Here is a 22,622-nt window from a genome sequence, read left to right as displayed (position 1 = left end):
CAGATTGCATATAACCTGCTCTATTGATTGTATTTTCACTACCCTGTTACGAGAGTTCTACCGTGTCCCAGATTGTTGTTGCCGCTTTATACAAATTCGCCAGCCTGCCCGACTACAAGGACTTGCAACCTGATCTATTGGCACTGTGCAATGCACAAGACATCAAAGGCACTTTGCTGCTGGCTGAGGAAGGTATTAATGGCACCGTGGCTGGCAGCCGTGCGGGAATTGATACGCTGCTGACTTATCTGCGTCAGGATGCGCGCCTGGCAGATATTGAGCATAAAGAGTCATTCACGGACGACATGCCCTTCTATCGCATGAAGGTACGCCTGAAAAAGGAAATCGTGACCCTGGGCGTGCCAGGAGTAGACCCTAACAAGACAGTAGGCACTTACGTCAAACCAGAAGACTGGAATGCCTTGATTGCAGACCCTGACGTGATCGTGATTGATACGCGTAATGACTATGAATACAGCATCGGCACATTCAAGGGGGCGCTTGATCCTGCAACCACGACATTCCGCCAATTCCCTGAATATGTAAAAAACAATCTGGACCCGGCAAAAAATAAGAAGGTTGCCATGTTCTGCACAGGTGGCATCCGCTGTGAAAAAGCCAGTTCCTATATGCTGGAACAGGGTTTTGAGGAGGTTTACCATTTGCAGGGAGGCATCCTGAAATATCTGGAAACCGTCCCGGAAGAAGAAAGCCTGTGGGAGGGAGAGTGTTTTGTATTCGACCAGCGCGTTGCCGTGAAACATGGATTGCAAGTTGGGGATTACGATCAGTGCTTTGCCTGTCGACATCCAGTCTCAGCAGAAGACATGGCCTCTCCTCAATACATCAAAGGCATCTCCTGCCCACACTGTTACGATAAGTTATCTGCGGAAAAACGCGCCAGTATTGAAGAACGCCAGAGACAGATTGAACTGGCGCGCCTGCGGGGAGAGGAACATATTGGCGATAACGCCCGCAAGTACTCCGCCATTCACAAACAGGCCAAAGTCAAAAAAATACCCTCCGAGGACTGATCCTGGAGGGCATTTCCCGGGCAGACAGTTGCAAATATCTGCCCTTTCGTCAGCTTAGCTCACACAGCGCTTACTTGACCCCTCCTACATAACGCTTCACTTTGAAGTGATGCTTGGGGTGAGTCACGTAAACAAACCGCTTGCCCGCATTCCGGTCAGCACTGACACCGCTGGTATCAATACGGTTTACATTAAAATGGTGTCTGGAGTGTGGGCGGTTGTTGCGTGCCTGCACCACTTCCTTGTGTCCGATCACTGCCGATGTTTCACTGACACGTGCATCAGTTGCCAGGCGAGCTGGGCTGATGTTTGCAGCAGCCAACTGTTGATTGTCAAACAAAGCATGATGATCTTCTGCTTGCGCAGCGATACCCCAGCTAGAGATCAATGCCAGCGAAACTACTGCTATCGTCTTTTTCATGATTATCTTACTCCAGGTAATGAATTATATTTTTACTGTCTTGTTATGGTGCGTATCCTACTAGACACAACCATCAATAAAAACATACCATTCGCTGATTAACACTTCGTAAAAACCGAACTATTTAATGAAATAGCGAGGATTATCATGAATTACAAACAACTCAACTACTTCTGGGCCGTAGCCAAAGCAGGCAGCCTGGTCAGGGCCAGTGAGCAACTAGGTGTCACATCCCAAACATTAAGTGGACAAATCTCCCTGCTGGAGGCCGATTTGAACGTCACATTATTCAAACGCGCCGGTCGCGGCTTGGAATTGACTGACGCAGGCCGCATTGCCCTGCCGTATGCCGAACGGATATTTGAAACAGGCAGCATGCTGGAAGAAACCTTGCAGCATCAACCCAGGAAACGCCCCCGCACCTTCAATGTAGGCATCGCAGAATTCGTACCCAAGTCCATCGCCTACCATCTGTTATCTGCCGCCATGGAATTGGAAGACCCGATCAAAATCGTGTGCCGCGAAGATAATTTCGAAGCCCTGCTTGCACAACTTGCCATCCATAAACTGGATATCGTACTTGCAGACCGGCCTATGCCCGGAGAGATCAATATCACGGGCATCAGCCATAAACTGGGAGAAAGTGGCACCTCCTTCTTTGCCACAGCTGAATTAGCCCTGAAATACCCGGGCCAGTTTCCTGACCGGCTTCATCGAGCTCCGATGCTGGTCATGGGGGAAGACAGCCTGTTACAAGGCCAGATCACACGCTGGCTCAATGAACAACACATCGCTCCCAATATCGTAGGCGAATTCGATGACAGCGCACTGATGAAAGCCTTTGGCATGGCGGGAACCGGCTTCTTCACCGCCTCATCCATCATTGCCTCCGAGATAGAAAAAGAATACGGCGTCATCAAAATCGCCGAGACCGACGAGTTCACCCAACACTTCTATGCCATCTCAGTCCCCAAACACACCGATCACCCCGCTGTCGTTGCGGTCAATGAATCTGCAGACAACCTGTTTCTATTCAACAAAAATGCTGCGCCGTAACGTCAATGTAGATAAAAACAGCCTGTAACATCATTAAAAAAGGGGTTACGAATGAACGTAACCCCTTAATTTCATGGTGGCCCAACAGCAATCTAAAAAATCTTTAAACTCCTTGTGCTGCAGTAGTTTTGTTATTTTTATTTTCTGAGTTACCCCGAAAGTTACCCCAGTTTTTTCATTGTCACTCTGTTTGCTGGTGGGGTAGTCCCTGAATTTTTAATTCGTGCCGGGGTCAACTGAACTTAGCATTTAATGCATTGTTTTTTAATGGAACTAAAAATTAAATTTTTAGATACGCCCCCAATTGTGCCCCCTGCGAATCAATATGACTCCAATAAACACGGCTTGCAATTTGGAAGCCGTGGTGGTCTTGAGTCGCTAATTTGGAAGTCGCAATTGAAGGAAGTCTTTGAAAATGTTAATTCATCAGACTGATTTCGTTTTGCTTAATGCTCTCTAAAGGTCTAAGTCGATCAATTGCTTTGGCTATCGAATGATCGTTGAAAAGATTAACCTTTCGCTGAGCTGATGCTTTTCCAGCAGGCCAATGCATTAACCCAGAGCGAATGCTATCGACTTCAAGAGTCGCTTGGTTGTTTTGCACAAGCCAGTCAACAGTAGAAAGAAGTTCAAGGCCATATGCTGATTCGAAACCTTCAATGATCTCGCTCGCGATCTGTGCTACTTCAAGATACTGTTTGGCCTCGGATTGAAGATAGGCATCCAAAAAAGCTAACTTAGATTCATTAGGCCAAATTAGATCTGAAGGGTTGGAGTCAGTAATTCGTTTATCACTATTCAAATAGCTTCCATCCAAAGCTTCAAGTACTTTAATCAAAGAGTAGGAGTATGGACCATATTTGTGAGCTTTGAATTGCAATCTCAACGGATTAGCCATTCCTAAGGCAAGTATGGAGCGCTCCATGAACCAAGCCATCTTCTGAATTTCAAGTAAGCTGCATTCGAGTCCAGCTACCCAATATTGTCTGATGATATGAACAATCAGAGCTCTAGCTGGCGTTAGTTTTTCAACTCCCTCTTTCTTGGCAACATTCTGGTATTGAGCAGTTGGCTCATATACATAAATTTCAGCGGGGAGGTCACCTAAAGCATGTTCTATAAGCGGTTTAACATCAGACCATTTAAGTCCACCGTTACCAGCCCCAAGCGGAGGTATAGCGATTGATTTGATCTCATGAGAAATAATGAATTCTCTTAAGTCATTGAGGCCTTCTGTAATCCACTCAATGCGAGAGTTGCCCTTCCAATGCTTTTTAGTCGGAAAGTTTACAATCCAGTCGGGGCCTTCAAGTTCACCCGTCTGAGTAATAAACATTGTGCCGACTTCAACACGGCCTTCGCGGCAAGCATCAGCGTACTTTTTAAAATTTAGGGCGAATCGCTCTTTAAACATCAAAGCGATACCCTTACCCATGATGCCTACAGTGTTAACTGTGTTAACAAGGGCTTCAACCTTGGCATGAAGAAGATTGCCTTTTGTATAGATGATCATTTCAGAAATACAGCCCAGTGACTTTAGCTACATTAGTTTTGCATCCAACTCGTGCGACTTCTTGAGTAATGGCGTCTTTGAGCTCGGTAGTATAGGTAACTATCGTATCAATGCACTTAATGGGCACATGCCGATGGACTAAAGCTTCAGCTTGATAGCGCTCAAATTTTTCAGGAAACTCAGGATTGCGCTTGAAATCGCGGTTTTGCAGGTCATCCCAACTGATCATACCCAGATCCTCAAAACGGTTTGAGAAATTAGCTAAATCAAGTTTTGCATGCCGGTCGCTAAACATAAATTGTAACCCGTTCTTTTTAATTGTACCTAAACTGCTTATCAAAATACAGATTTCCTCTTGAGATCGTCGTGTCAACCCATTGCGTCCGGAAAGTATATTCAAGAACATTGGGGAGTACGGGGTAAAGTAGAACGGTACGTAATCAGCTAACGCGCCCCCTGGAGGAAGTGATAGCTGTCGAGTGGTTCTTGACACGATCAAAGATGGATTACCTATCGGCACGAAATTTGGATCTTGCACACCAGCAGTTGAACAATAAAGTCCATTTCTAAGAATCCAGGGAATGTTATCCTTGTGAGTGATTCGGAAGATATGGGCTTTTTCGGGAGTAAGGAAAGTTTTTGGATCAGCAGCCATTTAATCTCATCCTGGCAATAGGTGCGGTATATTAGTTGGTTGATACATCAGACTTTAAGCAATTATGAGATAGAATATGAATGATGAGCCTTAATGCTCAGAATAGCCAGCACTGCAGCCGGAGCGGCGGTTTCGTGCTTATCGCGGAGAGATGCAACGGTATCGGACACGTTATAGCGCGATCTATGTCTTGAAGGTGGCTATCAGGGCGGTAGCTTAGAACCATATTAGAGGCTGCAGTGTCCTGAGTCACAGCGTTGACATTTGATTCGGGAAATTATCACCTACACTTATAGTGCTGTGCAACAACAGTTTTGGTTATGTTGTTGCTCAATACAAACCTTCCATTCGCTAATCAGAACAATCCATTGATACTTATAACATAACCCCCTATGTAAAATTTTATGACTAGAAAATGATCACGGTTCGAATTACCCGTGATAAAGAAAGTCTCTAGAAGGACCCGTAAAAAATATACCGATCTGGTATACCTTTATGACATCCAAAACCACCAGTACCCAACTTCAAAAATCTCCGCGCATTTATATTCTGAAGCCCCAGCTTCACACGCGTTTTTCTCTCCCTATGCCTTTTTTAACCCGGGACAGCCGGGGCATCCGGGCAAGCCCGCCATTACTGGGTTTCAGCCGTCCCGGCTATTCCGGTACAACCCGGGACACCCGGGGCAAGACTACCCAAAGCCGTTCAATGCCGTCCGCCCGGCAAAGTCATGGAGTGACGTTAGGCTTCATCATCAGTATTAAAAACCTTGCTGGTGATTCGATAACAACGCACTCCATGCCCGGCATCGGGCAACCTTTCCTTACGTGTATATTCATTACTGCCCGGTATAAGAATGCCCTTGTCCACCAGCAGACGGCAGACAGTATTCTTATCAAATCCTTTGCATATCTCAGTCCTGAATGTCTCGGCATATACGTAGTAATCCGTATCTCTGGCTTCCTTCTCATCGCCCTCAGGGTAGGCGTCGCCACTATAGATAGGCCCGCCTTGATCATCCCGGGCAACAAAGTGCCGCCTATAGCCTGCCCGGTTCACGGTCTTGGGGGCGTGCTGGCTGGTGTCAGAAGCTGGTCTATCCCAGTCAGTGAAACGTGCCTCACCATGCAGTTCAAAGAACTGGCGCACCTGAGCCAACATAGCTGCCTGTTCCTGATTGCCTGCACCGCCACGTTGTGCCAGCCATGCCTTGAAGCATGTAGCTGCTGCCTGGCTAGCCTCACCTGGTTGCCAGCCGGTAATACCCCATTGCGTGGCCAATTCACCCGCTACACTCACCAGGCCAAAGCGTAGGGCGGCACGGAATGCCTGCCCACCAGCATCATCCGGTAAATGGGCCTGATTGAATAACTCCTGCTCCTCCTTGATGGCGCGTTGCACATCCTCATATTGCCCCACCAGCTGTTTGATAAAAGCCAGGGCAGGGGAACCGTAATACTTAACGGCTAGCTCATTCATCACCTTGGAGAATGCAGCACCACCAGCATGGCCGTGAATATCCTCAAACAACCCAAGCCCTTTGCCTGCATCTGCTGGAATATCCAATAAGCGTATCTCCTGGCCAGCTTTAGGCTTCTTTCCAGCTTCTGCCATATGTTCAGCTAGTCCGGCTTCACCACTGGATATAAACAACAAGCGCCAGGTGGCAGTATCACGCATGGCCCCGGTACGGCCCGATCTCACCTTACCGCTACCATTGGCCAGCATATAAGCCACTTCACCTGCTGCCCTGGGATCAACCTGGCTGATCTCATCCAACACCAGCAGGCAATCACTATGCTGGCTTGCCAGGGCTTCCAAGCCATTATCAGTAGCTCGCCACCGCTGCAAGAAGTCAGCACCACCCCATACAGATGAAGCCACGCGTAATGCTGTGGTCTTACCCGTGGAACTATCCCCACGGTAATGAAACCCGCCTGACTCCATGCCTGTGACGTGCAATAACGGACCGGCAAAGGCCGCTGAAATAGCAAACACCAGACGGGAATTACCCGCACATAAGCCCGCCAATGCCTGCCAATCGGCCAGCTTTCCCCGTGTCTTGAATGTGCTAGGGGTAGCATTCAATGACTGATACAAGATGCGTTCATCAACTGTTTGGCCGATAGTTCTATCTGGCATCACAAACACCTGATCATGCCAGCCAGTACGTTCCACGCAGCGGGCGCGGGCTGTTACATTGGCCGTCTGAATGTATTGGCTCAATAGATTGCGGGCCTTGGTAGCCTGGGCAATTAACAGCCCCATCCGGGATAACTCACGCCTGTACTCTGTTCCATCCCCGGCCAGCATCTCCATCGGCAAAGCCCAGGCATGGTGTTGGCCATCCGGGTCATCAAACTCCAACAAGCGTCCCCAGCTTTCACTTTTGGCATCCCGGGTAACAGCCGTAATATCCAACCTGGAACATATCCATAAGGGCGGGGCATCATTGCCGGTATCGGATTTGCCGTAATACCACACCCCCTGATCATTCACATGGAAACGGCTGCTAGGCGTATCAAGTGCGTCATCCTGCATAGGTGCAGCGGCGCTGGTGGGTGCGGATGAAGATGATGCAGCCAGCCTATCCAGCAGGAAACCATCCCCACCAGCTAGCCCGGCCATGCGTTCCACCGTCCATCCACGTGCTACTAAGTCAGCGGCATCATCTTTATCCTGCAGCCCCTCGATCATGGCCAGGTTGATATGCTGTACCGTGGTAGCACCTGCCTTGCGTAGCAGCTCATCCACTGCCTGCATGCACTTCAAACCAGCTTCATCATTGTCCCGCCATAACCAGACCTTACGCCCGGTCAGTGGGGACCAGTCCGTTTTACCGGGTGCCTGTGCACCGTTCAGCATCGTGGTGGTGACGGCGGCAGGGAACAATACAGCGGCGGCATCGGCGGCTTTCTCACCTTCACATACAATCACCAGGGCATCAGGCTTACTCTCCAGACCCGGCAGGTTGTACAAAGGCCGGGGACTATCCAGCCCTTGCCATCGCCATTCCTGCTTAGCCTGGGCATTCTTGCACCAGGTCAATGGCACAAACTGTTTTCTATCGCTAGCCTGTCTAGGTTCAAACCGATACACCAGGCACAACAACCCACCAGCTGCATCACGATATTCCCACTGCATAGAAGGCACACCATACCGATAATGTCGGGCTGGTGGCTTGGGGGCATTCGCTGGTACTGGTAATACCGCTACCCACTCGACTTGCTTGCTGGTGGGTGATACTTGGGTATTGCCTGCCTTGTTTTGTGAGGTTGTGGGGCAATTGTGTGAGCCGGATTTGCCGCTATCCATCCCGAGAAACTGGGCAAGCAGCTTGGAAGCCTCACCTTGCCCGACTCCCTCGATATACGCCACCAGTGAGACTAAATCCCCGCCCCTTGCATCATCGGCAAAATCCGCCCATGCACCGTTATCCAGATTGATAGAGAAAGAACCAGGCTTGCTATCTGCCCGCCTGGGATTCAGGGGCAGATATTCCCGGCCTTGCTGCTTACCCCCTGGGCACCAGTGGGACAGCACACTATCAATGCTGGCGAGTGCTGCCGCCTTTACTTGTGCGATAGAGGCCATGATCAATACTTTTCAATAGGTGGATATGTCGGTATCTCACTCTCACTGCTTGGATTGAATTTAGTATTCTCCACAATGGCTGCTGCCTTTTTAATTTCTAAGCCAATTAGAGAGTGTTTTTCTTTAGGAGTAATATCGCTATTCGCTATTTCTCGTAATGTAGCAATAAATTTTTCCCGTTCATCACAGGGCAACTCATTGACTGATTGGCCAGTGGTAATAATGTCTACAGCAATATCAATTTGCCTGTCGCTGAAATGTTTGCTAGGTTTTTTGTTTCCATCTGCCATTGATTGGCAGTAAGCTGCAATATTAGCCAACTCCTCTGATAACAAGCGCCAGCACTCCACATGGTAGTCAGAATGAACTTTTTTGCTGATAAACCCCTGTAAAGCCAACTCAAGGCCAACTCTTGTATCTATCATCGCCTTTTCAGTGAGGTGAACCATGCTTGTATCCGCTTGAGATAACGCAAGCACCTTGTCCATAAAAATACTAAATTTCCCGATTAAATCTATTTTCTTGATACCGGCGGGATCACATACCGAACATGCATAAAATTGATTATTTGTGCTCATTTTTTACCACCTTCCTGTACAAGGCGCGCAATCAAGGCATGAATATCCTCAGCTTTCCATACAGTGGTATTGGCTCCCAGTTTGATAGGGGCAGGATATTTCCCATTTCTAACGCCAGTCCACCAGGTGGTGCGGCCAATAGGGATAACAGAAAGGATTTGGGGTAGGCGAACAAAGCCAGTGTTAGGTAAAGTATTTTGTAGCATCGCAATAATTCCTATGGGTTTCCAAAGACCACCATTGGCCTTTGCGATGCTTACTATATAAACCGTGAATCACGGTTTGCCGGAAAGCGTGAAAATTAAACCATTCTTTTGTATTTTGTTAACCGATTCTCAATGCTGCCAAATGCTGTTTTCTTCTCACTCCCATTGGCGGCCCGCCAATAGACTGCCTCATCCTCAACACCCTGAATAATCGGATGTGAATTTACTGGGTCAACAAGGTCCGCTAACATTTTGAATATTGATTTTGCCTTGGTTTCCTTACCATGTTCCTGAAGTAATGACAGAATGACATTACCCAGTGCATCACACCCCCTGCTACGGGAGAGGGTGAATTTCTCCCCCTTGGCCGCCAACAGCTCCAGGCTGTTTGTTTTTAACTGGATATCAATCACCCATGCTTGCATAAAGCCAATCTTGATTTCCGTCAGGTGATCTTTAAGTTGATCAGTGTTTTTGATTTTTAATATTCTATCCAGCAGTGCTGTGACTAGCTCTCGTTGGTACGACATTCCCGCAGTCTTGGAGAAATGCATCTCGTATGCTGATGCCTGATTTTTGAAAACTTTCTTTTCCAGATAAGAAAGTTCTTTTATTACATGGGATAGGCTCTTATTCCATGTGTAGCGCAAACCAACCCAAATACACCAAGGGTTATCAGTAGACGGTCGCTGCGCTAAATAATCCATATTTTCAAATGCATCAATTTGTTCACGCAGGCTGGTAAATACATTCTCAAAAACATCCTTCGCCGAAACTGGTTTGTTGTAAGGTGGATTAAAGAAGTTGGACGTCATATTTAATAAAGTAGTATATTAAGATAATGAGACTTGTTTACAATGAAATGCTTGCCTCGGCATTACCCTTACACAAGGGATAGGGCACGATTAGCCAGGCGATATGCCTCCCGCTTTTGTGCCACCTGTACCGCTGCCATAAGGTGACGCCTAATTTCTGCCTGTGCCTCGTTAGTAATTCTATAACGGCTTTCACCAAGTAACGCCTCGGCAAGACTGTCCGAGCACCTTTCAAGCTGCATTGTTAGGAATGACACTACTTGATCACGTGCATGATCAATTGACTGACGGTAACGCTCAGCATCGCATGCTGCCCGCGCCTCGCGTCTCATCTCGATAAGCAACGCTTGCTCATCTCGCAATTTCTTCTCTGCAATTATTGTTCGCTGCTGCTCAGTCATTGGAAAAGCAATCCTTATGCTGGTTTTGCCATTACCAATAACCTGAAGTGCAGGATAAGGTATGCTTTTTCTAGCCCCTCGCTGATTTCCAAAAATGCACATTGGGCCTGCATTTGTGAATACTACTAGCTGTGTATTTTTGTTATTACCTGCAAATCCAGGCAACCAATCAGGGAGTAATAACCCTGCTGATATCAAAACATTGGGGCTGGATGTACAAGTAAGATACCCATAGCCACCAGATACCATTATCTTTCCAAGCGGGATGTCAATGTCAAAGTGAAGCAAACCCCGATCACAAACCTTAAAATCATCAGGGATTGCAATAAAAGGGTAGCCATCGGGTAGTGTAGTGATAGATTCAGCATTCGCCATGATAAAACCTCCCAATTAGGTGTTACTCTTTATCAAAATGCTGGTGGTATATGCCAGCAGAAACATCAGGCGCGTTACAAACCAGCCGGACGGCATTGAACGGCTTTGGGTAGTCTTGCCCCGGGTGTCCCGGGTTGTACCGGAATAGCCGGGACGGCTGAAACCCAGTAATGGCGGGCTTGCCCGGATGCCCCGGGTGTCCCGGGTTAAAAAAGGCATAGGGAGAGAAAACACTTGTAAAAGTGTTATGCCGCTCCCTTCAAATTGATCACCTTTGCCCCTGCCTTCAACTCATCCAAATAATCTGCCCATGCCTGCATCATCTCTTTGCGCTGCTCAATGAACTTGGTTCTGTTATAGGCACTACCCAAAGCATCTGGCACTTTATGCGCTAACTGGTGCTCAATGATATGCGGGTCAATATTCAGACGTTCATGCAGCAGAGTTCTGGCCATTGCCCGGAATCCATGGCCGGTGATCTGTGTCTTGGTGTCGTAGCCCATACGTTTTAGTGCAGCATTGATAGCTGCCTCGCTCATAGGCTTCTTGGGATCATGGCCACCCATGAATACAAACTCACCATGGCCTGATACTGGGTGCAGATCTTGCAACAAAGCAATGGCCTGGCTAGAGAGAGGCACTAGGTGATCTGTTTTGGTCTTACTTACTCTGTAACGCCATTCGCCAACCTCCAGATCAATGTCTACCCATTTTGCTGTGCGTAGCTCACCAGGACGCACGAAAAACAGTGGTGCAAGGCGTAGGGCTGTTTGCACTGTCAATGTGCCTGTGAATCCATCCATGGCACGCAATAGCTCTGCTACATCCTTGGGGTCGGTCAGTGAAGCCATATGCGTAACGGTAGAGGAGGGAATAGCACCTTTCAGGTCAGTGGTGACATCACGCATAGCTCGGCCAGTTTGCACGGCATAGCGGAATACTTGCCCTGCAGCTTGAAGGGTTCGGTGTGCTGTATCTAACTTATTCTGATTTTGAATGCGCTTGATGCATTCCAGTATTTCAGGGGCTGTTATATCGGCAATAGGCTTACTGCCAAGCCAGGGAAATAGATATACCTCAAGACGCCTCACAACCTTATTCCGGTGGCTGTCTGCCTTGTTTTCCATATGAATGGCTACCCACTCGCGGGCGATGGCTTCAAAGCTGTTAGCAGCATTGGTTTGTTTACTTTGCTTGGCTGCCTTGCGATTCTCACCAGGGTCAATATCCTGGACAAGCAGCTTTCTGGCATCTTCTCTACGTTCACGTGCCAAGGCCAATGACACATCGGGATAAGTGCCAAGTGATAACAGCTTTTCTTTACCCTGGTAACGATACTTGAAACGCCACCACTTACCCCCAGATGGGGTAACTTGAATAAATAGCCCCGCTTCGTCATAGAGCTTGTATGTCTTATCACGCGGGCTTGCTTTGCGTATTGCTACGTCATTTAAAGCCATTTGGGGTAACTCCAGGATGGGGTAAGTGTGTTACCCCCAAAGTTACCCCATTAATTTGCCGGATGTCAACGGACTGGATTGAACAGTATTAAACAAAAAACCCCGGAATCACTAGGATTTACCGGGGTTTAGTGTACTGCTCCGAATTGCAATGAACAGGTAATTGGTGGGCCCAACAGGACTCGAACCTGTGACCAACGGATTATGAGTCCGCTGCTCTAACCAACTGAGCTATAGGCCCTTAAAGCTTGTACCGCGCTTTAATCGTTGCCAGTTTCGAGGAAACTGCGCAGACGTTCAGAGCGGGTTGGATGGCGCAATTTGCGCAGGGCCTTGGCTTCAATCTGACGAATACGCTCACGCGTCACATCAAACTGTTTTCCGACTTCTTCCAATGTGTGATCCGTATTCATTTCAATACCGAAACGCATACGCAACACTTTGGCTTCTCTCGCGGTCAGCGATTCTAACACTTCTTTGGTCGCTTCGCGCAAGCTTGCATACACGGCAGCGTCTACCGGTGCCAATGTCGCCAGGTCTTCGATGAAATCACCCAGATGGGAATCGTCGTCATCGCCAATCGGTGTTTCCATGGAGATGGGCTCCTTGGAAATCTTGAGGATTTTGCGGATTTTGTCTTCCGGCATTTCCATTTTCTCTGCCAAGGTGGCCGGGTCAGGTTCCAGACCGGTTTCCTGCAGAATCTGGCGGCTGATACGATTCATCTTGTTGATGGTTTCGATCATATGCACAGGAATACGGATTGTACGTGCCTGGTCTGCAATCGAGCGTGTAATCGCCTGACGAATCCACCAAGTGGCATAGGTCGAGAATTTGTAGCCACGGCGGTATTCGAATTTGTCCACGGCTTTCATCAGGCCAATGTTGCCCTCCTGAATCAGATCCAGGAACTGCAGGCCACGATTGGTATATTTCTTGGCAATGGAAATCACAAGGCGCAAGTTGGCCTCGATCATTTCACGCTTGGCACGGCGCGCGCGCGCTTCACCCGTGGACATCTGCTTGTTGATTTCCTTCAGCTCACGAATGGAAATGCCAACACGATCCTGAATAGCCAACAGTTGTTGCTGTTGATCATCAATGGAGTGTTTGAATCGCTCAAGACGCTCAACATAAGGTTTGTTCACGGTCAGCTCTTTCGCCAACCATTCCATGCTGCCTTCATTACCGGGGAAGCTCTTAATGAAGTGCGGACGTGGCATACCCGCTTTTTCCACACAGAAACCCATGATTTTGCGTTCACAGGTACGTATTTCATCTACCATGCCGCGCACTCGGTCACACAGCGCCTCAACCTGTTTGGCAGAGAAGCGGAATTCCATCAGCTCATCAATGATCGCAGCTTGCAGCTTGATATATTCTTTATCCTGGGAGCCTTTCGTCACCAATAGCTCGGACATTTTGTCATGGGCACTGCGAATGACTGCAAAACGGGCCAGCACTTCTTCACGCAATCTGGCTAGTGCTTCGGCAGAGATGGCTGCCGACTTGGCGCCGTCATCATCCTCTTCGTCGTCATCGCTGTCGTCTTCGGTGTCTTCCTCATTTTCGCCAGCCTCTTCAGCGGCCATTTCTGCACCCAATCCATCATCCGCATCGATCAGGCCGTCCACCAGGTCGTCAACGCCCAGTTCGCCCTTCTCGACCTGATCCACCATTGCCAGCAGTTCAATAATGGTGCTTGGGCAAGCAGCAATCGCCTGCACCATGTGCTTGAGGCCATCTTCGATGCGCTTGGCAATTTCAATTTCACCTTCACGGGTCAGCAGGTCCACAGTGCCCATTTCGCGCATATACATACGCACAGGGTCAGTGGTACGACCAAACTCGGAGTCCACAGTGGAAAGCGCCTGTTCGGCTTCTTCCACGGCATCCTCATCCGCTACGGGTGCTGGCACGTCGGACATCAGCAATGCTTCGGCATCCGGTGCTTCTTCATACACCTGGATACCCATGTCATTGATCATGCCGATAATGCCGTCGATCTGTTCGGAATCCTGCACATCATCCGGCAAGTGATCATTAATTTCCGCGTATGTAAGATAGCCGCGCTCCTTCCCAAGGACGATAAGCGACTTCAAACGTGTGCGACGTAAATCCGCGTCATTGAGCGGAATTTCTGCCTTGTCGTTTACATTTTCGTTCTGTTGCTCTTTAGCCATGCTTGACCTCATCGAACCGCGGTTAATTACGGGAAACCCTGAATTATACCTTAAAAACACTGACATTTTTTAGCAGTTTCACAGCCTGCCACTGTATTTCAGCGAGTGCCAATAGACTTCAGCAACTCCCGCTCTTCCTCTGTCAACTGACTCAAGTTCTTTTCCTTGAGCCTGTCTACAACAGACGCTTTCTGCCTTTGCAGATAAACATCTTTCAGCTGCCTGCGCGCACCGTCGAACTCTGATGCCAGGTCCACACTATCATCCAGCACATTCAGCTCTCGCTGCAGGTCCTGCAGCAAACGCACATCCACCACAGCCTCCAATGCATGCAGCATCGCAGCTGGCCTGGCCGCAGGACTACTCAACGCTACGTTCACGACCTGGCGCACCATTTCATCCTCACCTGCACCTCCGATCGCCCATTCCTGGTCAGACTCTTCGACCAGATGCGGCTGCATGATTGCCATGAGTGCAAACCTGCGCTGCAAGGACATGGTAGTACGCGCCTGTCTTGGTGCAGACCGTGGTTTGCCACGATTAGTTTCCGGCAACTTGATCATGCTGCGCATTTCATCAGCAGAAATTTCTGCCAATTCCGCTATCCGCTTACGCAAAAGCAATGCCAGTCTTGGCGCCTGAATCTGCTTGAGGATGGGTTCAGCCTCATTGAGGAACTGCACTTTATCCTCCTGCGATTGCAAACGATTATTAACACTCAACTCCTGCACCAGATACTGCGACAGAGGCAGGGCTTGCACCATTAATGCCTCAAACGCCTCCTTGCCGAACTCGCGTACATAACTGTCCGGGTCATGTTCAGTGGGCAAGAACAAAAAACCGAGCCTCAAACCGTCCTTCAATGCAGGCAATGCGTTCATTGCTGCACGCCACGCTGCATTACGCCCCGCAGCATCGCCATCGAAGCAAAACACAATATCATCCGTCTGGCGCATGAGCTTGGTAATATGCACTGGCGTCGTGGCAGTTCCCAGCGCAGCAACAGCATACTCGATGCCATACTGCGCCAATGCCACCACATCCATATAACCTTCCACCACCAGCGCCCTGCCGGCCTCGCGAATCGCGCGCCGTGCCAGGAACAGTCCATACAGTTCCTGACCTTTCTGAAATAAGGGCGTTTCCGGCGAATTCAAGTATTTTGCACCTGCATCAGCACTTTCCAGCACCCGGCCGCCAAACCCAATGACCTGCCCCTTCTGGTCATGAATCGGGAACATGATGCGATCACGGAACCGGTCATAGCGACGACCCTGCTCATTATCAATCACCAATCCTGCTGTTTGCAGCACTTCGTGGCGATAATCAGGAAATATAGTTTCAAGGTTCTGCCAGCCAGCAGGCGCATAACCAACCTGGAAACGGGCCGCGATCTGTCCACTCAAACCTCGCCCCTTGAGATATTCAATCGCACGAGGTGATTTTCTCAACTCCGCCTTGTAATAATTGGCCGCCTGCTGCATGACTTCCTGCAAGCCAGGAATTGCTTTGGCCCGAATCGATTCCTCAGGCCGCGTTTCCTGCGGCACAATCATGCCCACCGATTTGGCAAGCTCGTGCACCGCCTCGACAAAACTGATGCCCTGGTACTCCATGATGAACCCCAGCGCTGATCCATGTGCGCCACAACCAAAACAATGATAGAACTGCTTGGTAGGACTGACGGTAAAGGAAGGAGACTTTTCGTTATGGAAAGGACAACAGGCCGAGTAATTGGCTCCCGCCTTTTTCAAAGGCACACTGCGATCAATGACATCGACAATGTCGACACGATTGAGCAGCTCTTGAATGAAAGAATCGGGAATCATGAGTGGAAATAATAGCCGAAAAAAACAAAAAAGGAGCCAGAAGCTCCTTTTCTAATGACTAATTGCACAACTATTTCAAGCACCAAGCCTGGACTTGATCAACCCTGAAATTTTGCCCATATCGGCACGGCCCAGCACTTTTGGCTTTACAGCCGCCATTACCTTACCCATATCCTTGATACCATTGGCACCAGTTTCAGCGATGACACCATCAATGATGGCATTGACCTCGTCATCAGTAAGCGCTGCTGGCAGATACGTCTGCAGTACAGAGACTTCAAACTTTTCCACATCAGCCAGATCCTGGCGATTAGCTGCTTCATACTGAGAAATGGAATCACGACGCTGCTTGAGCATTTTCTCGATCGCCTCAATCACCTGGCTATCGTTCAACTCAATCCGCTCATCCACTTCGCGCTGCTTGATGGCAGCCTGCAAAAGACGAATCGCCCCGAGACGCGCACTATCTTTGGCACGCATCGCGGCTTTCATGTCTTCGGCAAGTTGTACCTTGATCGTCACAGCAGAATAACCAGCTGCTTAGTAAAGCTTAGCAGGCAGAGTCTGGTTGCGGATACGACGATAATGACGCTTAACGGCAGCAGCAGCCTTACGCTTGCGCTCCCATGTAGGCTTTTCGTAGAACTCACGCGCACGCAAGTCAGTCAGAAGGCCAGTCTTTTCAATCATGCGCTTGAAACGGCGCAGAGCCACGTCAAACGGCTCGTTCTCTTTTACACGTACGCTAGACATTTAAATCACTTTACCTTTGAGAAAGGGTGAAAAAGTTTGCTATTCTAGCGCCTCATTATTGTTTTATCAACATTATCTGAAAAACTTATGTTAATCCTTGGCGTTGAATCTTCCTGCGATGAAACCGGCCTGGCACTGTACGACACTGAACAGGGCTTGCTTTCCCATGCGTTGCACTCCCAGATCGACATGCATGCTGCCTATGGCGGTGTCGTCCCTGAGTTGGCATCCCGCGACCACATCCGCCGCGCCCTGCCCTTGACACGGCATGTGCTCGAAACTGCCGGAAAATCGCTGCAGGACATTGATGGTATCGCCTACACTCAAGGACCCGGCCTGTCCGGCGCCTTGCTGGTCGGCACCAGTATTGCCGAATCGCTGGCATTCAGCCTCAATCTGCCCACTATTGGCGTACATCACCTCGAAGGCCACCTGCTCGCCCCCTTGCTTGAGCCCGATCCACCAGAATTTCCTTTTGTCGCTCTGCTGGTTTCCGGCGGACACACGCAATTGATGCGAGTATCCGCAATCGGAGACTATGAATTATTAGGTGACACCTTGGATGACGCTGCCGGCGAAGCCTTCGATAAAACCGCAAAACTGCTCGGCCTGAGTTACCCCGGCGGCCCAGCTGTCTCAAAACTCGCAGCACAAGGCCAGGCAGGCACATATCAACTGCCCCGCCCCATGCTCAACAGCGGCGACCTCAACTTTAGCTTCAGCGGCCTGAAAACCGCCGTGCTGACCCTGGTCAACCAACAGAGAGACACGTTGGACGATACCGCCCGCGCCAATATCGCTTACGAATTCCAGGAAGCGGTGACAGAAGTGCTCACCAAGAAATGTATGGACGCCCTGCGCAAAACAGGTATGAAGCAATTGATCGTTTCCGGCGGTGTGGGTGCCAATGCCAGACTACGGGAACGCCTCAACGAAGCTGCCAGGCGCAGGCACTACCATGTGCATTATCCCAGGCTGGAATTCTGCACCGACAATGGCGCCATGATTGCCTTTGCGGGCGCGATGCGCATGCAACAAAAAATGCAGGAAAGCGACCACAGCTTCACCGTCAGGCCGCGCTGGGATTTGGCTGAACTGACCAAGCCTTGAGTCACTCTGCCAAGCCTTGAGTCACTCTGCCAAGCCTTGATGTTATCCCGGCCTTGAGCCGGGATTCCGTGGGTATGCGGCAATACCGCACACACCCGGCATGACAGTAGCCATTGAAAGCGTTGCCGCAATCAGGATTTCTTGCCGAAGCCTGACTCAGTACCATCCAGCAGCTTGCGGATATTGCCGCGGTGACGCCAGATCAGCAGCAGCGACAACACAAACACCACCAAGATGTACTGAATCGGCAACAATAACCACCAGGCAAAACCCGGAGCAAGCACAGCAGCCGTCAACGCTGCCAACGAGGAAAACCTGGTCAGCGCAAAAATAACAATCCAGCTCAGCAACGTCAATCCAGCCAAGAGCGGTGAAAATGCCAGCAGCACGCCCAGCGCAGTAGCAACGCCTTTACCGCCCTTGAAGCGGTAAAACACTGGATACAAGTGCCCAAGGAATACCGCCAAGGCAATCCAGCACACCACCCCGATTTCCAACCCGTACACCTGCGCCAGCCATACCGGCAACCAACCCTTGGCCGCATCGCCCAGCAAAGTCAGTAAAGCCGCCAGCTTTTTACCGCTGCGCAACACATTGGTCGCACCCGGATTACCAGAACCCACCGTGCGCGGATCAGGCAAACCAAATGCGCGACTGACCAGAATCCCGAACGAAACAGAACCCAGAAGATAAGCAAGAATGATGAAAACTGCGGTATTCATGAGAATTGGATTAAAATTGGATACTATATTCTACCAGCCTCGCGGCCTTAAAGCAGATTCACTCATGGACATTATCTTTCTCAGCGAAGTCAAAGTACAAACCCACCTCGGCGTCCCCGACTGGGAACGCCTGACCGCCCAGACCATCGTCCTCGATATCGAAATCGCCATGCCCGACAGCGGCTCCTGCCAGACTGACGACATCACAGACACCATAGATTACGGCGTAGTTGTCGCCCGCATCCGCGAAACCTTGGCAGAACGCTCATTCAAACTGGTAGAAGCCCTGGCGGAACACATTTGCCAACTCATCCTGCAGGAATTCAACTCCCCCTGGGTCAAGATCAAGGTCGCCAAGCCGGGCATATTACCGGGGTTGAAGGCGCTGGGAGTAGTGATAGAGCGGGGAAGAAAAACCGACTAATTACCCGCGCGGATGATGCATCTGGTGTAGTTGCTTCAGGCGCTCGCGCGCGACGTGGGTGTAGATTTGCGTAGTGGAGATATCAGCGTGGCCGAGCAGCATTTGCACGACCCTGAGGTCCGCACCGTGGTTGAGCAGGTGGGTGGCGAAGGCATGACGCAGGACGTGAGGGGAAAGGTGGGTGGTGATGCCGGCATACGCGGCGTAACGCTTGATGAGATACCAGAATGCCTGACGAGTCATGCCGTCGCCGCGTTGGGTGACAAAGAGATGATCACTGAGGCGCTGCTGCAGAATGGCGTGGCGACCTTCGGATAGATAGTGTGTGAGCCATTCCACTGCCTGTTCCCCTAATGGTACGAGGCGGGTTTTGCTACCTTTGCCGGTCACGCGCACCACACCGTCACTCAAGCTTAATTCCGTGACTTGCATACCCACGAGTTCAGATACGCGCAAACCGGTAGCATAGAGGGTTTCCAGCATGGCACGATCACGCAGACCGAGGTTGGTATTGGTATCAGGCGCCTCGATCAGGCGGTCTACATCTTCTTCGCTCAGGCTTTTGGGCAATGAGCGTGGCAATTTGGGTGTTTCGATATGCAGGCTGGGATCAAGGCTGACAAGTGATTCGCGCAGGGCGAAGCGGTAGAAACGGCGCAGGCTGGCAATCAGGCGGCTGATGCTTCGTGGTTTGCTCTGCGGGAAACGAAAGGCGATGTAGGCCTGAATATCACCCGCCGTCACTTCCAGCATGGTTTTACTGCGCTTTTCCTGCAGCCAGCCTGCGAATCCTGACAGGTCCTGCCGGTAGCTGGAAAGGGTGTTCTTGGCTAATCCATCTTCCAACCAGACATGATCCTGAAAATGATCAAGCAGCGCTTCAGCTGTATGCATTGACATGTTCGTGCTGCAACAGCCAACGCTTGACGTCCAGGCCATGCTTGTCATTCTTCATGAAGCCGCCAATGCCGCTCTTGGCCACAATACGATGACAAGGTATCAGCAAAGGCAGATGGTTGGCGCCACAGACATTGGCAACCGCCCTGGGGCCAGAAGCCACGCGCGTGGCAAGCTCACTATATGTCCACACCTGCCCCAGCGGGATTTCCATCATGGCGCGCCAGACGCGCTTCTGGAATGGAGTACCCTGCATGATATACGGCACATCCAGCACATGGTCCGTATTATCTAGATACTGTTGAATCTGTAGCGCAACATATTGCGCGAATGGCTGCGCAGGACAATGTGGAGACAGCGGACTGGAAATCAGCCTCATGCCTGTGACGTATTCATCGGCAACATTGATACCAATAGCGCCGAAAGGCGCAGTGATGACAGCATCAAATTCGCTAGCATGGTGTGAGCTCATGACAGGCATTCTAGAACAAAGCGATGCATGTACTCAAACAAATACAGCAGACATAAAAAAGCCCCGGCGTACGGGGCTTTTTTTACTGTGCAGTAACTCAGCAGTTTATTCTGCGCTGCTTGGTGTTTCTTTGCGCAGTTGCAGCTTTTCCTTGATACGTGCGGACTTACCGGAACGCTCACGCAAGTAGTACAGCTTGCTGCGGCGAACGTCACCACGACGTTTCACGTCAATGCTGGCGATCAGTGGAGAGTAAGTCTGGAAAGTACGCTCAACGCCTTCACCGGAAGAAATCTTGCGCACAATGAAGGAGGAGTTCAGGCCGCGGTTACGGATGGCAATAACAACGCCTTCGTATGCCTGCACACGCTTACGCGTACCTTCAACCACGTTCACACCGACAACCACGGTGTCACCAGGGGCGAAAGAAGGGATAGTCTTGCCGAGACGGGCAATTTCTTCCTGTTCCAATTGCTTGATAATATCAGCCATTTCTTGCTTCCTTTTAGTTATGGGAATCTTGTTCCTGCTCTATTTCTGCGAGCAGCCGAGATTCCTCTTTCGTCAACGACCTTGCGGCCAATAAGTCCGGGCGTCTTGCCCGGGTTCGCGCCAGCGATTGCTTCAACCGCCAACGCTTGATCTTGGCATGATTGCCGGAAAGCAATATTTCCGGCACCTTTTGCCCCGCATATTCCTCTGGTCGAGTGTAATGCGGACAATCCAGCAAACCATCGGCAAAGGAATCCTCCTCTGCCGAAACGGCATCGCCCAGGCTACCGGGCAACTGCCTGATGATCGCATCCAGTATCACCATGGCGGGAATTTCACCGCCAGACAATACATAGTCGCCGATCGAGTATTCTTCATCTACCAGCGTAGAAAGCAAGCGCTCATCCACACCTTCATAACGGCTTGCCAGGAATATCAATCCCGGCATTTCCTTCAATTGCATCACATGCTCATGCTTGAGCGGGGTGCCCTGCGGTGACAGGTGAATCACTTTGGAATTCTCTATCCCACGTGATTGCTGCCGGGCTCTTGCCGCCGCAATCGCTTTTTCCAGCGGCTCCGCCAGCATAACCATTCCGGGGCCACCACCATATGGCCTGTCGTCTATGGTACGGTAATTGTCTGTGGTGAAATCGCGCGGATTCCACAACGCCAGCTCATAAATCCCGCGTTCCTGTGCCCGCGAACTGATTCCAAACTTAGTCAAGGCATCAAACATTTCGGGGAACAGCGTCACCACATCAAATTGCATGGCTTGCTTTTCCTGCGTGTCGCCAGCCTCGCTCAAAACTCGGCATCCCAATCCACCAACATGGTTTTACTTGCGATATCCACCTCAAGCACCACCTGGCCGACAAAAGGCAATAAGCGTTCACGATCGCCCTGGAGCACAATGACATCATTGGCGCCAGTGGCAAACACATCTACAACCCGACCAAGATCCACACCTTCCTGGTTGCGTACCTGCAAACCGATCAGGTCCGACCAGTAATACTCGCCATCTTCCGGCTCAGGCAATTCATCCCGATACACTGCGACCTGCATGCCTTTACAGGCAAACGCCGCATCGCGGTCATCAATGCCTTTCAGCTTCACCAGCAGAAGGTCATTATGCACCTTTGCCTTTTCAACCTCATATGGCCGCCACTGCTCAGGACATGTAGGGTCACCTCGCCCCAGTATCCAGCGACCATATTCAAACAGGCTATCGATATACTCGGTATCTGGCAGAACCTTGATCCAGCCATAAACGCCATAAGGGGCGACAATGCGCCCCATGATGACCAATTCACTCACAACTGATAGCCGCCGTTTTTCAACGGCTTTGCATTAAGCAGACTTTTGGGACTGCTTAACCAGGCGAGCAACAGTTTCGGACAGTTGCGCACCATTACCTTGCCAGTAAGCAAGACGCTCACTGTTAAGACGCAAGCCCTCTTGGCCTTCCTTGGCCAACGGGTTGTAAAAACCTACACGCTCAATGAAACGGCCGTCACGGCGATTACGGGAATCAGCCACAACCACGCTGTAAAACGGAGCCTTCTTCGCGCCACCGCGGGCGAGACGAATAATCACCATAATCTTGGTTCTCTTTAAACTAGACAGAAAGGC

General features: G+C 50.1%; 24 protein-coding genes and 1 tRNA gene. 4 read left to right on the top strand and 21 right to left on the bottom strand.

All coding sequences use genetic code 11. The features are described 5' to 3' along the window. The first annotated feature begins 62 nt into the window (after nt 1–62). A complete protein-coding gene (trhO, locus tag CHB59_RS01240) occupies nt 63–1,034 on the top strand; it encodes an oxygen-dependent tRNA uridine(34) hydroxylase TrhO (RefSeq protein ID WP_089374406.1) in 972 nt (323 codons plus the stop codon). Nucleotides 1,035–1,104: 70 nt separating this feature from the next. Here trhO and CHB59_RS01235 read toward each other — a convergent pair whose 3' ends face one another. Then, a complete protein-coding gene (locus tag CHB59_RS01235) occupies nt 1,105–1,455 on the bottom strand; it encodes a hypothetical protein (protein WP_089374405.1) in 351 nt (116 codons plus the stop codon). Between the two features lie 147 nt (nt 1,456–1,602). On the opposite strand from CHB59_RS01235, the gene nhaR reads away from it, so the two are divergent. Further along, nucleotides 1,603–2,511 carry a transcriptional activator NhaR gene (nhaR, locus tag CHB59_RS01230; protein WP_089374404.1) on the top strand — a complete coding sequence of 303 codons (909 nt, stop codon included), beginning with the start codon at nt 1,603–1,605 and terminating at the stop codon, nt 2,509–2,511. Between the two features lie 418 nt (nt 2,512–2,929). On the opposite strand, the gene darG is transcribed toward nhaR, so the two are convergent. From darG to rpsU, 13 genes are all read right to left on the bottom strand, one after another. After that, nucleotides 2,930–4,024 (bottom strand): type II toxin-antitoxin system antitoxin DNA ADP-ribosyl glycohydrolase DarG, encoded by a 1,095-nt coding sequence (gene darG, locus CHB59_RS01225; protein ID WP_089374403.1) that lies wholly within the window; start codon nt 4,022–4,024, stop codon nt 2,930–2,932. A gap of 1 nt (nt 4,025) precedes the next feature. After that, the gene (darT, locus tag CHB59_RS01220) at nt 4,026–4,679 is read right to left on the bottom strand and encodes a type II toxin-antitoxin system toxin DNA ADP-ribosyl transferase DarT (protein WP_089374402.1); all 654 of its coding nucleotides are present in this window, start codon (nt 4,677–4,679) and stop codon (nt 4,026–4,028) included. Between the two features lie 741 nt (nt 4,680–5,420). Continuing rightward, nucleotides 5,421–8,273 carry a DUF927 domain-containing protein gene (locus tag CHB59_RS01215; RefSeq protein ID WP_089374401.1) on the bottom strand — a complete coding sequence of 951 codons (2,853 nt, stop codon included), beginning with the start codon at nt 8,271–8,273 and terminating at the stop codon, nt 5,421–5,423. Nucleotides 8,274–8,275: 2 nt separating this feature from the next. Then, nucleotides 8,276–8,851 carry a hypothetical protein gene (locus CHB59_RS01210; protein WP_089374400.1) on the bottom strand — a complete coding sequence of 192 codons (576 nt, stop codon included), beginning with the start codon at nt 8,849–8,851 and terminating at the stop codon, nt 8,276–8,278. Continuing rightward, nucleotides 8,848–9,057, bottom strand: a complete 210-nt coding sequence (locus tag CHB59_RS01205) for a helix-turn-helix transcriptional regulator (protein WP_089374399.1) — start codon at nt 9,055–9,057, stop codon at nt 8,848–8,850. Before CHB59_RS01205 ends, CHB59_RS01210 begins: the two co-directional genes overlap by 4 nt. A gap of 95 nt (nt 9,058–9,152) precedes the next feature. Further along, nucleotides 9,153–9,872: a hypothetical protein gene (locus CHB59_RS01200; RefSeq protein WP_089374398.1), complete on the bottom strand. Its 720-nt coding sequence runs from the start codon at nt 9,870–9,872 to the stop codon at nt 9,153–9,155. Between the two features lie 68 nt (nt 9,873–9,940). Then, nucleotides 9,941–10,648, bottom strand: coding sequence for a hypothetical protein (locus CHB59_RS01195; protein WP_089374397.1), 708 nt, complete (start codon nt 10,646–10,648; stop codon nt 9,941–9,943). A 245-nt stretch (nt 10,649–10,893) separates the two neighbouring features. Further along, on the bottom strand, nt 10,894–12,108 hold the full coding sequence (locus CHB59_RS01190; protein ID WP_089374396.1) for a tyrosine-type recombinase/integrase: 1,215 nt from the start codon (nt 12,106–12,108) through the stop codon (nt 10,894–10,896). Between the two features lie 164 nt (nt 12,109–12,272). Further along, a tRNA-Ile gene (locus CHB59_RS01185) sits at nt 12,273–12,349 on the bottom strand. Between the two features lie 19 nt (nt 12,350–12,368). Continuing rightward, nucleotides 12,369–14,291 carry an RNA polymerase sigma factor RpoD gene (rpoD, locus tag CHB59_RS01180; protein WP_089374395.1) on the bottom strand — a complete coding sequence of 641 codons (1,923 nt, stop codon included), beginning with the start codon at nt 14,289–14,291 and terminating at the stop codon, nt 12,369–12,371. 98 nt (nt 14,292–14,389) lie between these two features. Then, nucleotides 14,390–16,120 (bottom strand): DNA primase, encoded by a 1,731-nt coding sequence (gene dnaG / locus CHB59_RS01175; RefSeq protein WP_089374394.1) that lies wholly within the window; start codon nt 16,118–16,120, stop codon nt 14,390–14,392. 75 nt (nt 16,121–16,195) lie between these two features. Beyond that, nucleotides 16,196–16,642 carry a GatB/YqeY domain-containing protein gene (locus CHB59_RS01170; protein WP_089374393.1) on the bottom strand — a complete coding sequence of 149 codons (447 nt, stop codon included), beginning with the start codon at nt 16,640–16,642 and terminating at the stop codon, nt 16,196–16,198. Between the two features lie 18 nt (nt 16,643–16,660). After that, nucleotides 16,661–16,873, bottom strand: a complete 213-nt coding sequence (rpsU, locus tag CHB59_RS01165) for a 30S ribosomal protein S21 (RefSeq protein ID WP_067263231.1) — start codon at nt 16,871–16,873, stop codon at nt 16,661–16,663. 87 nt (nt 16,874–16,960) lie between these two features. Between rpsU and tsaD the strand changes: the two genes are divergently transcribed. Further along, entirely contained in the window at nt 16,961–17,983 is a 1,023-nt protein-coding gene (tsaD, locus tag CHB59_RS01160) for a tRNA (adenosine(37)-N6)-threonylcarbamoyltransferase complex transferase subunit TsaD (RefSeq protein WP_089374392.1), read from the top strand. A gap of 131 nt (nt 17,984–18,114) precedes the next feature. Here tsaD and plsY read toward each other — a convergent pair whose 3' ends face one another. After that, nucleotides 18,115–18,705, bottom strand: coding sequence for a glycerol-3-phosphate 1-O-acyltransferase PlsY (gene plsY / locus CHB59_RS01155; RefSeq protein WP_089374391.1), 591 nt, complete (start codon nt 18,703–18,705; stop codon nt 18,115–18,117). 64 nt (nt 18,706–18,769) lie between these two features. On the opposite strand from plsY, the gene folB reads away from it, so the two are divergent. Then, nucleotides 18,770–19,129, top strand: coding sequence for a dihydroneopterin aldolase (gene folB, locus CHB59_RS01150; protein WP_089374600.1), 360 nt, complete (start codon nt 18,770–18,772; stop codon nt 19,127–19,129). Here the strand turns inward: folB and xerD are convergent, their stop codons facing one another. From xerD to rpsP, 6 genes are all read right to left on the bottom strand, one after another. Next, nucleotides 19,130–20,023, bottom strand: coding sequence for a site-specific tyrosine recombinase XerD (xerD, locus tag CHB59_RS01145; protein ID WP_425435857.1), 894 nt, complete (start codon nt 20,021–20,023; stop codon nt 19,130–19,132). Further along, entirely contained in the window at nt 20,010–20,498 is a 489-nt protein-coding gene (locus CHB59_RS01140) for a methylated-DNA--[protein]-cysteine S-methyltransferase (protein WP_245834990.1), read from the bottom strand. The genes xerD and CHB59_RS01140 overlap by 14 nt, the downstream gene beginning before the upstream one ends. A gap of 105 nt (nt 20,499–20,603) precedes the next feature. Continuing rightward, nucleotides 20,604–20,990, bottom strand: coding sequence for a 50S ribosomal protein L19 (rplS, locus tag CHB59_RS01135; protein WP_089374388.1), 387 nt, complete (start codon nt 20,988–20,990; stop codon nt 20,604–20,606). Nucleotides 20,991–21,003: 13 nt separating this feature from the next. Next, nucleotides 21,004–21,762, bottom strand: coding sequence for a tRNA (guanosine(37)-N1)-methyltransferase TrmD (gene trmD, locus CHB59_RS01130; RefSeq protein WP_089374387.1), 759 nt, complete (start codon nt 21,760–21,762; stop codon nt 21,004–21,006). A 32-nt stretch (nt 21,763–21,794) separates the two neighbouring features. After that, nucleotides 21,795–22,289: a ribosome maturation factor RimM gene (rimM, locus tag CHB59_RS01125; protein WP_218816188.1), complete on the bottom strand. Its 495-nt coding sequence runs from the start codon at nt 22,287–22,289 to the stop codon at nt 21,795–21,797. Between the two features lie 51 nt (nt 22,290–22,340). Further along, complete coding sequence (rpsP, locus tag CHB59_RS01120; RefSeq protein WP_089374386.1) at nt 22,341–22,589, bottom strand: 30S ribosomal protein S16; 249 nt, start codon at nt 22,587–22,589, stop codon at nt 22,341–22,343. Nucleotides 22,590–22,622 lie beyond the last annotated feature (33 nt).

This window comes from Methylobacillus rhizosphaerae (assembly GCF_900187985.1).
Taxonomy (GTDB): Bacteria; Pseudomonadota; Gammaproteobacteria; order Burkholderiales; family Methylophilaceae; genus Methylobacillus; species Methylobacillus rhizosphaerae.
Note: the sequence above shows the minus strand (reverse complement) of the source record. Positions and strands in the feature narration are given on the sequence as shown.